This window comes from Collinsella tanakaei YIT 12063, assembly GCF_000225705.1.
Taxonomy (GTDB): Bacteria; Actinomycetota; Coriobacteriia; order Coriobacteriales; family Coriobacteriaceae; genus Collinsella; species Collinsella tanakaei.
In genome coordinates, this window is the sequence record NZ_JH126467.1 from 546,177 (window position 1) to 559,848 (window position 13,672).

A 13,672-nucleotide genomic window follows, 5' to 3' on the forward strand; every position below is an offset into this window, starting at 1 on the left:
TGCATTTTGATTCAACGCGGCCCGGTGGCGGCATCGCCCAGCAGCAAGAATCCCCGTATGTATAGAAACGCGTCGGGGCGAATGGCGCCGTCCGCTAACGGAGCATAAGGCCGTTCGCGGACGCTTATTGACGCTTCGTCTATATCATGCGTGCCAATCCTGCCGCAGGGATACCATAAGCCATGAAACATGAACACCTGACACCAAAAAGGACGTGATATCAGGGTGAGACACTACGATATCGTCATCGTGGGAGCAGGCATCACGGGGTGCGCCATCGCGCGCCAGCTTTCACGATATGACCTTGCGATCGCCTGCGTGGAGGCGGGCAACGACATCGCGCTGGGCTCGACAAAGGCAAACGGCGGTCTTGTCCACGCCGGATACGATCCGGCGGCAGGCACCGTCAAGGCGAGCGTTAACGCACGCGGCTGCGCCCTCTACGGCCGTTGGGCCAAAGAGCTTGGATTTGGTTTTAAGCGCACCGGCTCCATGGTGCTGGGTTTCTCCCCCGCCGACCGCGAGCACCTGGAAAAGCTGCTGGAAAACGGACGCGCCAACGGCGTCGAGGACATGCGCATTATAGAGGACGATGAGATCTGGGAGCACGAGCCCCGCGCGAGCAAGGAAGCCACCTGCGCGCTGTGGTGCCCCTCGACCGGCTACGTCGACCCCTTTGAAGTCGCCATCGCCGCCGCCGAGAACGCCGCTGCGAACGGCGTCGAATTCTGGCGTAGCGCCGCGGTCGACGCGATCGACGAGCATGCCGACGGCTTTGTGCTCCATACGTCCGCCGGCGACCTTAGCGCCTCCTACTTGGTTAACGCCGCAGGCAACGGCTGCGCCGACATCTCGCGCATGGCGGGCGGCGAACACTTTGAGTTGGTATGGCGCCAGGGCAACATCGCTGTTTTGGACCATGAGGCTCGTCCCCTCATGCCGCTCTACCCTATCCCGACGTCGGTTTCCAAAGGCGTCATCGTGACCGGAACGGTCCATGGCAACACCGTCATCACCGCAACGGCCGCAATTCACGAGGCGGGCGACAACGATACCTACGCCGCGGACGTGGAGGAGCTGCTTTCCGGAGCCCGTAAACTGGTCCCTGACCTGGATACGCGCCGCTTAGTCCGCGCGTTCGCGGGCGGGCGAGCAGTCATCCGCGGACTTAACGACTTCCTTATCGAGCGCTCCGCCGCGCAGCCGCGCCTGTTCCAGGCCGCCGGCATCCAGTCCCCCGGCGTCGCCAGCGCGCCCGCCGTGGCAGAACGAATCGAGGGCCTCATTCGCCAAGCGGGCATAACGCTTATCGAAAAGCCCGGCTATAACCCCGCGCGCACCGTGCCGGAGGATTTCGACCTCGCCTCGCCCGATCGCAAGCGAGAACTCATCGGGTCCGACCCTGCCTGGGGGCGCGTGGTGTGCCGCTGCGAAACCGTGCCGGAGGCTGAGATTGTCGCCGCGATCCGCCGCGAGCCGGGAGCCGTCTCGGTCGAAGGCGTCAAGCGCCGCTGCCGCGCCGGGATGGGAAGGTGCCAAAGCGGTTTTTGCCAGAGCCGTGTGGTGCGCATCCTCGCCCGCGAACTCGACTGCGATCCCGCCGACGTCCTTCTTGAGGACAAGGGTTCGAACATCGTCTACGGCCCTGTAAAGGAGGTGCGCTAGCCATGAGCGAAAATGCACGTAAACGCACCCGCTATGACGTTTTGGTCATTGGCGGCGGCCCCGCGGGAATGGGAGCTGCGCTCTCCGCGCAGGCAGTCGGCGCACGTGTCGCCATCATAGAACGAGACGCGCACTTGGGCGGTATCCTTCGCCAGTGCATCCATCCGGGATTTGGTCTCGAGCACTTTAAAGAGGAGCTCACCGGACCGGAATACGCCCAGCGGCTCATCGACCAGGTGAAGCAGACCGCCGTCGACGTCTTTACCAACACCATGGTGCTCTCTATCGACGGCGGCGACGCGAACGGCGCTGCGGGCATCGACTCCCCCGCGCCCTCGCGCGATTCGCACGCCGTCCACACCGTCGCCTGCATGAGCCCCAATGGATACATCGAGTTCGATTCCGCATCCGTGGTCCTCGCCATGGGATGCCGCGAGCGCACGCGCTCGGAGATCAAGATCCCCGGCAGCCGCCCCGCCGGCGTCTTCACCGCGGGATTGGCGCAGCGCTACATCAATATCGAGAATCTGGCGCCGGGCAGACGCTTCGTCATCTTGGGGTCCGGCGACATCGGCCTCATCATGGCGCGCCGCCTGGCCTTGGAAGGCTTCGAGGTGGAGGGCGTCTACGAGCTCATGCCCTACGCAAACGGACTGTTCCGCAATGTGAAGAATTGCCTTGAGGACTTTGGCATTCCGCTGCACCTCTCAACCACCGTCACCCGCATCATTGGCCATGACAGGCTCGAAGCGGTCGAGGTTTCGCGCGTAGACCAAAATCTCGCCCCCATCCCCGGCACCGAGCGCACCATCCCCTGCGACGCGCTGCTGCTCTCGGTTGGCCTCATCCCAGAAAACGAGATCTCCGTCGCCGCCGGCGTAAAGCTCGACCCCCGCACGCGCGGCGCCATGGTGAACCAAGACCTTATGACAAACGTGCCCGGCATCTTCTCGTGCGGCAACGTTCTACACGTGCACGACCTTGCGGACAACGCCACGGCTGAGGCCGAGCGCGCGGGCGCCGCCGCGGCATCGTGGGCAAACTCCATGTACGTGGACGAGGAAGACCTTGAAAGCCGGGAAGGCGCTGCCGCCAACGTCAACCCCGCCCCCGTCCAAGCCGAAAACCTTAAGGTAGAGGCGGGCGGCATAGCCAGCTACGCCCTGCCGGAGGTCATCTCAAACACGGATAAGCTGGTGAAACTGTACTTTCGCGTGCGGCGTCCGCATGACCGCGCGCGCATCAAGGTTTCTAGCGGCGGCACGGTCATCTTTGAGGGCAAGCCGCGCGCGTTCAAACCCAGCATCATGGAGTTCATACCACTCACACCCAAGATGATGCAGCAGGCGCACGGGAGCATCACGTTTAGCGTCGAGCCCGTCGAGGATGAGGATACGCCCGCAAAGGAGGTACGGTAACCATGGCAGACACGCAAGCTTTGCAGTTCCACTGCACCACATGCCCGTCCGAGTGCCTACTCGACGTGGTAATTGAGAAAGATGGCGACGTCACCCGCGTCCTATCTGTCCACGGCAACCGCTGCCAGCGCGGCGCGGCATTTGCGGAGCAGGAGACCACCTGCCCCATGCGCATCTTGGCAACCACCGTCCCCGTCACCGGCGGCGACCAACCGCTGCTGCCGGTTCGCACCAAGGAGGCCATCCCGCGCGCACTTCACATGCAGGCCATGGAGCTGCTGCGCGCCACGCAAGCGGTAGCGCCGGTACGCATGGGCGATGTGGTGGTGCCCGATATACTGGATAGCGGCGTCGACGTGGTTGCGTCCCTCGATATCGATTGCGAGCGCTAGGCCCTTGTCACTGCTCGCAACCGCGACCGCACCGATGCAGGATGCACCAATGGCACCAAAAATGGTCCAAAGTAATACCGATGTTTTAGGTATTACTTTGGACCATATTGAAGCCCTTCAAGTGGCACGTGGCAATACCAACTTTGGAATCGGTATTATCATGTGCCACTTTTTTTGCAAAAAAGCGTCCCTTTTAATACCAATTCTCATAGCGGTATTAAAAGGGACCACATAAGCCGTCTAAAACGGTACAAAGTAATACCAGACCAGGCACGGCGCCCAGAGATCGCGTGCTATGCCCTTACAGGAATGCCTACGCGTCCAGCCTCACCGGCTCATGCGTATAGGAGTTGAGCACTTCGACGCCCTCCTCACCCACAAGGACCAAGTCCTCGATGCGCACGCCGGTGCGTCCGGGCAGATAGATCCCCGGCTCGATGGAAAACGTCATACCGGGTTCCACCACGGCCGTGTTAGAAAGAGAGACATCGCCCGGCTCATGATCCTGCATGCCAATGGAGTGGCCCAAGCGGTGAGTGAAGTACGGCCCGTAACCGGCCTGCTCGATGATATCGCGCGCGCAGCGGTCGATGTCGCAAAAGCGAACGCCCGGACGCACCATGGCCGCGGCAGCCTCGTTCGCGCGACGCACCACGTCATAGATGCGAGCGGACTCCTCGTCCGGCTCGCCCCAAAAGAAAGTGCGCGTCATGTCAGAGCAATAATCGCGATACTGGCCGCCGATATCAAACAGCACAACCTGGTTGTCGCCCAGCACGGTGTCATCCGGCTCGTGATGGGGATCTGCCGCGTTGGCGCCAAAGCTCACGATGGGAGGGAACGAGAATCCGTCGCACCCCAGCTCCTTGTAGAGGCCCGATAGCCGCGAGGCAACCTCGCGCTCCGTCACGCCCGCATGCACCAGGGAGGGCAGCTGCGCCATCACCTGATCGTTGATCTGGCTTGCACGGCGCATAAGCTCGCGTTCGCGTTGGTCCTTGATCGCCCGCGTGCGCGCAACGGCGTAAGACCCCAAAAAGAACGATGCGGCGGCGCGGCGCTCCTGCAACGGCAGCAGGAAACCAGATCTCATCTGCGCATCGATGCCCAGCGGGCGCTCAGGGTCGATGCGAGCCATCAAGACCCCTGCAAGGTCATCGGTATCGCTAAAGAGCACCACGTCCGCATTGTCATACTCATCGATGGGGAACAGCGCGTTGTCAAAGATGACCGGGCGCTCGCCATCGGACAGCAGCAGACCGGAGAACCGCTCCCCCATCTCCGCATAAAAGCCGGTTAGATAGTAGATAGACCACGAATCGGTCACCAGCAGCTGGGAGCCGGGATGCCCCTCGCCAAGAACCTGCAGCACGCGAGCGATTCGCGCTTCATCAACGGTTGCCATAGCTCCTCCAATATCGACCTTGCCGCAACCCGCGAGCACCCGCATAGGCACCCGCGAACATCGCGGCGCTGCAAACAAATCCCAAATAAGGTTCCAAACTCGTCACGGCGCATGCACCCGCACGCACCGCGCTCGCAGTTGATTCTATCCTAGCGAGCGCAAGGCTATACTAGACCCAATGCTAGATTTCAACCACGTATAACAGGGACACCATGAAGCACATCAGTTTTCTCATCAAGCCGGCGTCATCGCTTTGCAACATGCGCTGCCGATACTGTTTCTATGCAGACGTGTCGGCGCATCGCGAGGTCAAAAGCCACGGCGTGATGCAGTCCCAAACCATGCGCGCCCTTATTGACCGCGCGCTCGGCCTGGGCGAGGATGCGGAGGTCACCTTTGCGTTCCAAGGCGGCGAACCCACGCTGGCGGGGCTCGAGTTCTTCCGGGACTTCACCCGCTACGTCTCGGACCACCGCATCAATCAAACCATCCATTACGCGCTGCAAACCAACGGCTATCTCGTAGACAAAGAATGGGCGGAGTTCTTCCATGAGAACAACTTCCTGGTAGGCGTCTCACTTGACGGCTACCGCGACCTGCACAACTGGCTGCGTCCTGACGCCGCGCAAGAGGGCACCTACGACCGCGTCATGCACGCCATAGAGCTTCTGCGAGCGGCGCAGGTCGACTTCAACGTCCTCACGGTGCTCACCGCGCAGCTGGCCAAGCATCCGCAAAAGGTCTACAAGTTCTACCGCCAGCATAAGCTGGACTACGTGCAGCTCATCCCCTGCCTACCCGGCTTTGACGATGAGGAGGGGGACGAGTTCTCGCTGACGCCCGAGGCTTTCGCATCGTTTTACAAGGCCTTCTTCCGCCTATGGACAGAGGATTTCCGCCGGGGCCACTACATGAGCGTGACGCTTTTCGACAACGTGATCCCGCTGTTTCGCGGCTACCCGCCGCAGCAGTGCGGCATGCTGGGCCGATGCGCTCCGCAATTTGTGGTCGAGAGCAACGGGGACGTCTACCCTTGCGATTTCTACGTGCTCGATCAGTACCGTTGCGGCAACGTTCAAACGGACTCGCTTGAGGACATGGCCACGTGCGGCGCCGTCAAAACCTTCCTGGCGGAGCCGCGCCGCGACTGCTCGCAGTGCGCCACCTGCCCCTTCGAGCGCATCTGCCACAAGAATTGCAAGCGCTTGAACGTTGCCTATTACCGCCAAGACTACTGCGGCTACCGCGACTTCTTGGAATACGCCGCGCCCGCTATGCAGCAGATCGCCCGCTCGCTATAGCAAGTGCCTACCTGCGGGAAAGACAGCCCGCCACCTCGCCCGCAAGCGTAATGGTACCCGCGGCGACCACGTCTCTACCTGCGGCGGTGAACGCATCCAGGGCATCGTCCACACAGGCGAACACCTCTACGGAAGCGTTCGCGCGGCCGCAGCGTGCAAGCTCGTCCTCAACGAGCTTCGCTAGCTCGCCCGCAGGTAGCGCACGGTCGCTCGCCGTTTGGGTCACCGCAAAGGTAGGAAAAGCCGGGAGAAGCACGTTTACGATGCCGGAGACATCCTTGTCGGCCAGCGCGGCCACCAAGAGGGCCGGCCTGTTTTCCACCACCGGATCGATCTCGTCCAACGCCGAGACAAAGTTCTCGCAGCTCTGCGGATTATGGCATGCGTCTACCAGCACCAGGGGGCTTTCACGCAGCACATCGAACCTGCCGGGCGTGGGGCAAGCCGCAAGAGACGCCTGCAGCGATGCCGCGTCAAGCGCTCGCCCCATATACGCCTCGCACAGGAAGATGGCACACGCGGCGTTTTGCGGCTGATAGGACGGCTTGGGCATCGAGACCTCGTAGCGGCGCCTAGCGGTCTGGCAGGCAAAGCGGACGCGATCGCCCAGGCGCTCCGGCAGCTCAAGCGTCTCATGCGAGGAGACCAGCGGCGCAACGCCGCACTTATCGCATCGCTCGCTCATGACACGCCACACACCGGGCTCGTGCGTGCCCTCGCCCAGCACAACGATACGCCCCGGCTTGATGACCGCCGCTTTCTCGGCCGCGATCTTCTCCAAGGTATCGCCCAGAATCCTCATGTGGTCCAAGCCGATGCCCGTCACGGCAACGGCTACGGGGTCGGTGGCGCTGGTGGCATCCCAGCGACCGCCCATGCCAACCTCCAGCACCGCCACGTCTACGCCAGCCTCTGCAAAAACTACCATCGCGGCAACTGTAAGCAAATCAAAGGGCGTGATGGTATAGCGGGCCTCGCCGGCCTCCTCGCGACGAAGGTTGACGCGACGGCCCGCCTCGCGAGCCGCGGAGACGCCGTGGGCAAACTGCGCAGGCGCCACGGGGGCGCCCAAGATCTCCATGCGCTCTTCCATATGGACGAGCTCTGGCGAGGTATACAACGCGCACTTCAGTCCCTCTCCACCAAGGATCGACGCTGCGAAACGCGATGTCGAGGTCTTGCCGTTGGTACCCGCGATCTGGATGCAATCAAAGTGCGAGTCCGGGCGCTCGAGCTCGTCCAGCATATCCACCACGGTCTCAAGCAAGGGACCGGCGTCGCCGGAGATCTTCCCCGTATCGTGCGCGATGCGCACCGCCTCGTCATACGCCAGCTCCTCGATGGAAAACGGGCAACTATATGTCATCGCGAGCACTCCTTCTACCGCGGCGCACATGCGCCGGCACGCAAATTGAACATATCAAAAAAGTGCGCCCCGCAGCGGACATCCCACCGCGGGGCGCACCCAAACATAGCGCTACAACTATGAGAAGTCAGCGAGCTGACCCTTCAGGGCCTCCAGAGCGTCGGCAAGCTCTGCCGCTCGGGCACGCTTGCCCTCGACCACGGCGGGAGCCGCCTTGGAGATGAAGCCCTCGTTGGCGAGCATGCGCTTAAGGCCGGCGAGCTCCTTCTCGGAAGAAGCGATCTCCTTCTCGATGCGAGCCTTCTCGGCAGACAGGTCCACCTTGCCCTCCAGGACGATGAAGACCTCGACGCCGCCTTCGACAATGGCGGTGCTGGCCGCAGGCTTATCGACGTCGGCGCCCATCACAAGACTGCTGGTACGGGCGAGCGACTCGATGGTGCCACGCAGGCCCTCGAGCGCTTCGACGTCGGCAGCGCCGGCGCGGACCACCAAATCAAGCTCCTCGCGCGGGCTCAGACGGTAGCGGGCGCGAGTGGAACGGGCTGCGGTCACCACGGTGCGGAGCAGCTCGAACGAGCGCTCAGCGTCCTCGTCCACGTACTGGGCGAGTGCGTCGGGCTCGGGCCAGGCGGCAACGATCAGGGCATCGGCGCGGCTAGCCTCACCGGTAGCCGGGTCAACGTCAAGCCAGCTAGCGGGCATGGTATCCCAAATCGCCTCCGTGACAAACGGCATCAAGGGATGCATGAGGCGAAGCGACGCGTCCAGGACAAAGATGAGGTTGCGCTGCGCCTGCAGGCGGGTGGACTCGTCGTTCAAACGACCCTTGGTGATCTCGATGTACCAATCGCACACCTCGTTCCAGAAGAACGTCTGCACGCCGCGAGCCATCTCGCCAAACGTGTACTGCTCGATGCCCTCGGTAACGCTACGCGACGCCTTTGCCAGACGGGAGAACATCCAGGCGTCCGCGGCGGTCTCCGCTACCGGGGCACCGGGCGTGTAGCCCTCCATGTTCATCAGCAAAAAGCGGCTGGCGTTCCAAATCTTGGTCACAAAGGAGCGAGCCTGGTCGGTACGCGGGCTATCCACCAGCTGCTTGGTCTTTTTATCGATGTTGGCATCGAACTTGACGTCCTGGTTGGTGGTGCACAGGGTGAGCAGGTTGAAGCGCATGGCGTCTGCGCCGTACATGCCGATGAGGTCCATGGGATCCACGCCGTTGCCCTTGGACTTGGACATGCGGCTGCCGTCCTTGGCCAGGATGGTGGGATAGATCACCACGTCATGGAACGGGACCTCGTCCAAGAAATACAGCGAGCTCATGATCATGCGGGCGACCCACAGGGCGATGATGTCGCGGGCGGTCACCAGCGCGGTGGTGGGATGATGGCCCTCGAGCAGCTCGGGCTTCTGGGGCCAGCCCTGCGTGGCGAACGTCCACAGCTGGGAGCTAAACCAGGTATCGAGCACGTTCTCGTCCTGATGCACGTGAGTGCTGCCGCACTTAGGGCACACGTGCACGTCTTCCATGCAGGCATCTTCCCAGCCGCAGTCCTCGCAGTAGAAGACCGGAATGCGGTGTCCCCACCACAGCTGACGGGAGATGCACCAGTCTTTAAGGTTCTCCATCCAGGTGGTGTAGGTCTGGGTCCAGCGCGCGGGGTGGAAGGTCACGCGACCATCCTCGACGGCCTTGAGCGCGGGCTCCTTCAGCTTGTCGACGGCAACGAACCACTGCTCGGAGAGCCAGGGCTCCAGCGTGTTGTCGCAGCGGTAGCAATGCATGACGGAGTGGTCGTGGTCCTCAACGTGGTCCAGCAGGCCGTGCTCCTCGAACCACGCCAGAACGGCCTCGCGGCACTGTTCGCGGGTCATGCCGGAGAACTCGCCGTAGCCCTCGACCACCACCGCGTGCTCGTCGAAGATGTTGATCTGCGGCAGGTCGTGAGCCTGGCCCATGGCGTAGTCGTTGGGATCGTGCGCAGGGGTGACCTTGACAAAGCCGGAACCAAAGCCGGCGTCCACGTGCCAATCGGAGAAGATGGGGATCTCGCGGTTGACGATGGGCAGTATGACGGTCTTGCCAACAAAGGCCTCTTTCTCGGGGTCCTTGGGGCTGACGGCAATACCCGTGTCGCCCAGCATGGTCTCGGGACGAGTGGTGGCGACAACGATGTAGTCCTGGCCGTTGACGGGCTCGGTCAACGGGTAGCGAAGGTGCCACAGGTGGCCGTCCTCCTGCTTGTACTCGGCCTCGTCATCGGAGATGGCGGTGGTGCAGCTGGGGCACCAGTTGACGATGCGCTTTCCGCGGTAGATCAGGCCGTCATGGTACCAGTCGCAAAAGACCTTGCGCACGGCCTCGGCGTAATCCGCGTCCATGGTGAAGTGCTCGTCCTCGAAATCGATGGAACAACCCATACGCTTGATCTGGTCCTGGATAATGCCGCCGTACTCGTGGGTCCAATCCCAGCAGGCGTCGATAAACTTGTCGCGTCCAATCTCGAGGCGGCTGATGCCCTCCTCTTTCAGCTTCTTATCAACCTTAGTCTGGGTAGCGATGCCGGCATGGTCGGTGCCCAGGATCCAACGCGTGGACTTGCCGCGCATGCGCGCCATGCGGACGATGGCGTCCTGGATGGAGTCATCGGTTGCGTGGCCCATATGCAGCTTACCGGTAACGTTGGGCGGCGGAATGGTGACGGTGCAGTCGCCCACACCGGGACGACGGCGATAGTAGCCGCCATCAAGCCACTTCTGAAGGATTGCGGGCTCGTTGACCGCAGGATCATATGTCTTGGGCATCTCTTCTGCCATATCCATGCTCCCCAAGAGTCGAAGTTTGCGTAAACGCATAACAGGATAACACAGCAAATGAGCTGCAGACATTTCGCTCAAAGACGCCGCCAATCTCTACGTGAATTGTGCAGCAATAAGCCTGGATACAGCACGGCGGAACTCGGCGCCATCGCGAACGCCAAGCTGACGATAGGCACACGTTCGGCATGCGCGCACGCGCGACGGAGACATATAGAGCTCTTTTGCAATGCTCGCCGCGGTTTTGCCCAGACACGTATCCGCTAGCGCCTTCGCCTCATCGTCCGAATACCCCATAGCGACAAACAAGCTGCAGGCACGCCGGTAAAACTGATTCCTATCGAGAAGGGACGGGAATTGCATGCTCTCAAAAGCCTGACGCCGGCAACCCAGGGCGCGGACAATCGCCACGATTGAAAGGACTGCGATAAGCTCGATATCGAGCTTGACGCTGTTTGGATCGGTATAACCGCGATCGGTGTACATGCGCGCGCTGAGCGAGATGAGGCAGCACGCCAAGACGCACGCGGCGCCCCATTCATTGTTAGTGATGCCCTTATCGCGCGTCTCCGTCTGTGTAGTCGTTTGTTCAGTCGTTTGGTCAGGCGCTCTACCCGTCGCGCCAGCGAAAAGCAACACGATTCCCACCGCGAAAACTGCAACAACGAGTACGGGGGATAGCGCGAAGCGCACCTCGAAGGGCAGCAGGCTTAATGGCACATAAAGCACGGCCGCCACGAAAAGAAACGGCGCGGCGCTCACCAGCAACGGGTGCAGTACCTGCGAACGCCGGGCGGCAAGATCAGCGCCTGTCACCTGGGTAGAATCTCCCCTGACTTGGCGGCGCGCTTCCAACAGGGCGATCAACTCCTCCTTTGAGGTGAAACCGAGCTTCCGATATGCACGCGTGCGATAGGTCCCCGCAGTAGCGACCGAAACACCCAGCTGAGCACCGATCTCCTTTTGGGTAAGACCTTGCAACGTGAGGTCAAGCACCTCACGCTCTCGGGAAGACAGCGCATCGATTCCATCAAGAGCGACAAGCGAGGTATTCGCTCGCAGCTCTTGACCCCCATACTCCACGCTACCATCAGCATGGCCGCGCTTCAGATGCACGGCAACAAGCAACAGGATAAGAATGGATGCAAGGGCAACTCCAAATATCGCGGCAATGGAAAGGCTCGCACCAGCTGGCACCAGTCGCATAAGCATAAGGGCACTCACTTTTGAGCAAAAATACACCAAAAGGTATGCGTGCAAACCCATGCCGCTCGCAAGCCAAGCTCGCAACGGAAGCAACGCGCACGCAGCGAAGGCGAAAGCCGAGAGACCCATAGCAAAATCGACCGGTAGCGCGAAACCCTGCTGCGCGAAGAACGAGGACAACCAGGCATCTGCTACATCCATCCCTAACGACGACAGCGTAAGGCCACCAAAGAGTGCAAGAGCGATCCGGGGATAGTTGCGATAGCCAACGAGTCGCTTGTCGTCTGACCCTGCGCGCAAACCATCTTGAAGGCCATAATCGTGCGCCGTAGCGTCCGCGTGCATCCGGAGCATCCATTGCATCACCAAAGTCATATAGAGAACCTGCTCGAGAACGAACCAGCCCTCATGCGTGCTCGACACCCAAGCCGGAGTATCCCTAACAACAAGAAACCCCACCTCGAGGGCAAGATACAGCAGGCAAGCGAAAGCAATCACCTTAGCGCGCGCAAGCGGACGTAGATGTTCGTCCAAACCTTCGATCATCATTGCGAGAAGAGAGACGATAAGCAACATGACGAGTTGGGGAAACCCGCTCAAGCCAAAGCCGGCGGGAGCAAGTGCGCTCGCGCGAGCGAATTGCGGAAGGGCTAACAGAAGTATGCCCCAAAGAGCGTATGCGGTAGCTCTTTGAACGCACGGGGCCATTGCTTTGTTTGGGCTGCGTTTCATGGCGGACCTCCTTGTGGATTTGGTCATCAGTATAGAGCTCGCCTGCGCAACCGTCTTGTCATTAAAGCCGCCATTTCTCCTAATGACAGCCGGTGCCATCAAGTGAAGGACATCCAATGATGCACGCCCGCGTAATGGAGCCTTATAGAATACAAAGCGTGCTTTTCAGTGTAGCCAAAGGGGATACATATCCTTGTGGCCCAGCTCCCCCATACGGGTCCGTCGCCCCCGCGCTTGGGTGATGCCGAGCAGGTCCTGTAGAGCGGGTCGATATCGTCGTCGGTCGGCATGGAAAGAAGGGGCTCCAGCCGGAGTCGGGTTCTCGGCGTGCGAGCAGCCCAACCAGAAGTCCGCCCGGAACGGGCACGGCTGCGGACAGCGCTCCGCCCACCAGCCGGCCGGACGGAGCACGTCCGGGTGCACGAGGTCGATGGGAGGCGTGTGAAGCTTCCCGCCCCACGAGAACAGCCGCACCGGGAGATCCTCGAGTCTGGCGACGTTGTGAGTCCTACGAAACGGTCCCAGGTGCCCCGCACAGCTCGCAGCGCCATCTCCGCGCCCACGCCTCAGTTTTCTCGTTACTGCGCACCTCCGCCCCGCAGCACGGGCACTTCGCCCTTTTCATCGAACCCTTCCGCCCGAAAGGAATAGCAGCTCGATTATCGGGCGCCCACCTGCAGCTTCACCGCTTAGGAGAGCACGCTTTTTGTCCGGGAGATAAAAACGGGGCACGAGATTTAAGCGAACGGGAAACGGCCGCCCGCCTTTTGTCCTATAGGCCCCTCTTCATCCTGCGCTACGGCTACGTTATTGTTGAGTGCCTTGGTGAGCCTCACGGCTTCAGCCCCCGTTCAATATCGCGGCCCATAAAACGAGACGATATGAGTTGAACATTGGGAGCCCCTCCCCTTGCAGCTCTATCGTGGGTCGGGCGACAATGGTCGTAGCGCCAACCGTGGCCGCGCGCCACATGCGACGGAGAGGGGCCCGCCATGTCCAATTATGTCACAGCCATCGGTCTCGACGTCCACGCGAGGAGCATCTCCGCATGCGCCTTCGACCCCATGACCGGCGAGGTGTCCCGCGCAAGGTTCGGATACGACCCCGCGTCGGTCGCCGAGTGGGCACTGGGGTTCGAGTCGCCCAAGGCGGTGTACGAGAGCGGCCCGACCGGCTTCCACCTCTGCCGCGCCCTGAGGGCGCTCGGCGTCGACTGCGCCGTAGGCGCCGTCTCCAAGATGCACCGGCCGGCCGCCGACCGCGGGCGCAAGAACGACCGGCGCGACGCCGAGTGGCTCGCCAGGCTCCTCGCCTGCCGCAACGTCGTCGAGGTGTGGGTGCCCGACGAGCGCACCGAGGCCGCC

9 protein-coding genes are annotated in these 13,672 nt (G+C 61.6%); 5 read left to right on the plus strand and 4 right to left on the minus strand.

Going from position 1 to position 13,672, the window contains the following annotated elements; all coding sequences use genetic code 11:
• Positions 1-225: 225 nt before the first annotated feature.
• Genes HMPREF9452_RS02725 through HMPREF9452_RS02735 form a run of 3 tightly spaced genes read left to right on the plus strand, consistent with a single transcriptional unit; the run spans position 226 to position 3,475 of the window.
• Positions 226-1,665 carry an NAD(P)/FAD-dependent oxidoreductase gene (locus HMPREF9452_RS02725; RefSeq protein WP_009140573.1) on the plus strand — a complete coding sequence of 480 codons (1,440 nt, stop codon included), beginning with the start codon at positions 226-228 and terminating at the stop codon, positions 1,663-1,665.
• Between the two features lie 2 nt (positions 1,666-1,667).
• Positions 1,668-3,083 carry an NAD(P)/FAD-dependent oxidoreductase gene (locus HMPREF9452_RS02730; protein ID WP_009140574.1) on the plus strand — a complete coding sequence of 472 codons (1,416 nt, stop codon included), beginning with the start codon at positions 1,668-1,670 and terminating at the stop codon, positions 3,081-3,083.
• A gap of 2 nt (positions 3,084-3,085) precedes the next feature.
• Positions 3,086-3,475 (plus strand): DUF1667 domain-containing protein, encoded by a 390-nt coding sequence (locus tag HMPREF9452_RS02735; protein ID WP_009140575.1) that lies wholly within the window; start codon positions 3,086-3,088, stop codon positions 3,473-3,475.
• A 313-nt stretch (positions 3,476-3,788) separates the two neighbouring features.
• On the opposite strand, the gene HMPREF9452_RS02740 is transcribed toward HMPREF9452_RS02735, so the two are convergent.
• A complete protein-coding gene (locus HMPREF9452_RS02740) occupies positions 3,789-4,880 on the minus strand; it encodes a M24 family metallopeptidase (protein ID WP_009140577.1) in 1,092 nt (363 codons plus the stop codon).
• 212 nt (positions 4,881-5,092) lie between these two features.
• Between HMPREF9452_RS02740 and HMPREF9452_RS02745 the strand changes: the two genes are divergently transcribed.
• Positions 5,093-6,181 carry an anaerobic sulfatase maturase gene (locus HMPREF9452_RS02745; RefSeq protein WP_009140578.1) on the plus strand — a complete coding sequence of 363 codons (1,089 nt, stop codon included), beginning with the start codon at positions 5,093-5,095 and terminating at the stop codon, positions 6,179-6,181.
• A gap of 7 nt (positions 6,182-6,188) precedes the next feature.
• On the opposite strand, the gene HMPREF9452_RS02750 is transcribed toward HMPREF9452_RS02745, so the two are convergent.
• From HMPREF9452_RS02750 to HMPREF9452_RS02760, 3 genes are all read right to left on the minus strand, one after another.
• Positions 6,189-7,547, minus strand: a complete 1,359-nt coding sequence (locus HMPREF9452_RS02750; protein ID WP_009140579.1) for a bifunctional folylpolyglutamate synthase/dihydrofolate synthase — start codon at positions 7,545-7,547, stop codon at positions 6,189-6,191.
• Between the two features lie 117 nt (positions 7,548-7,664).
• Positions 7,665-10,370 (minus strand): valine--tRNA ligase, encoded by a 2,706-nt coding sequence (locus HMPREF9452_RS02755; RefSeq protein WP_009140580.1) that lies wholly within the window; start codon positions 10,368-10,370, stop codon positions 7,665-7,667.
• Positions 10,371-10,466: 96 nt separating this feature from the next.
• Entirely contained in the window at positions 10,467-11,582 is a 1,116-nt protein-coding gene (locus tag HMPREF9452_RS02760) for a response regulator transcription factor (RefSeq protein ID WP_222703956.1), read from the minus strand.
• A gap of 1,718 nt (positions 11,583-13,300) precedes the next feature.
• On the opposite strand from HMPREF9452_RS02760, the gene HMPREF9452_RS02765 reads away from it, so the two are divergent.
• A partial coding sequence (locus HMPREF9452_RS02765; protein ID WP_009140582.1) for an IS110 family transposase occupies positions 13,301-13,672 on the plus strand: 372 nt, incomplete at its 3' end.

What these genes read in the sequence shown, in the direction of transcription:
- HMPREF9452_RS02730 (WP_009140574.1), top strand. Translation starts at nt 1,668, where the DNA reads ATGAGCGAAAATGCACGTAAACGCACCCGCTATGACGTTTTGGTCATT.
- HMPREF9452_RS02735 (WP_009140575.1), top strand. Translation starts at nt 3,086, where the DNA reads ATGGCAGACACGCAAGCTTTGCAGTTCCACTGCACCACATGCCCGTCC.
- HMPREF9452_RS02740 (WP_009140577.1), bottom strand. Translation starts at nt 4,880, where the DNA reads ATGGCAACCGTTGATGAAGCGCGAATCGCTCGCGTGCTGCAGGTTCTT.
- HMPREF9452_RS02745 (WP_009140578.1), top strand. Translation starts at nt 5,093, where the DNA reads ATGAAGCACATCAGTTTTCTCATCAAGCCGGCGTCATCGCTTTGCAAC.
- HMPREF9452_RS02750 (WP_009140579.1), bottom strand. Translation starts at nt 7,547, where the DNA reads ATGACATATAGTTGCCCGTTTTCCATCGAGGAGCTGGCGTATGACGAG.
- HMPREF9452_RS02755 (WP_009140580.1), bottom strand. Translation starts at nt 10,370, where the DNA reads ATGGCAGAAGAGATGCCCAAGACATATGATCCTGCGGTCAACGAGCCC.
- HMPREF9452_RS02760 (WP_222703956.1), bottom strand. Translation starts at nt 11,582, where the DNA reads ATGCTTATGCGACTGGTGCCAGCTGGTGCGAGCCTTTCCATTGCCGCG.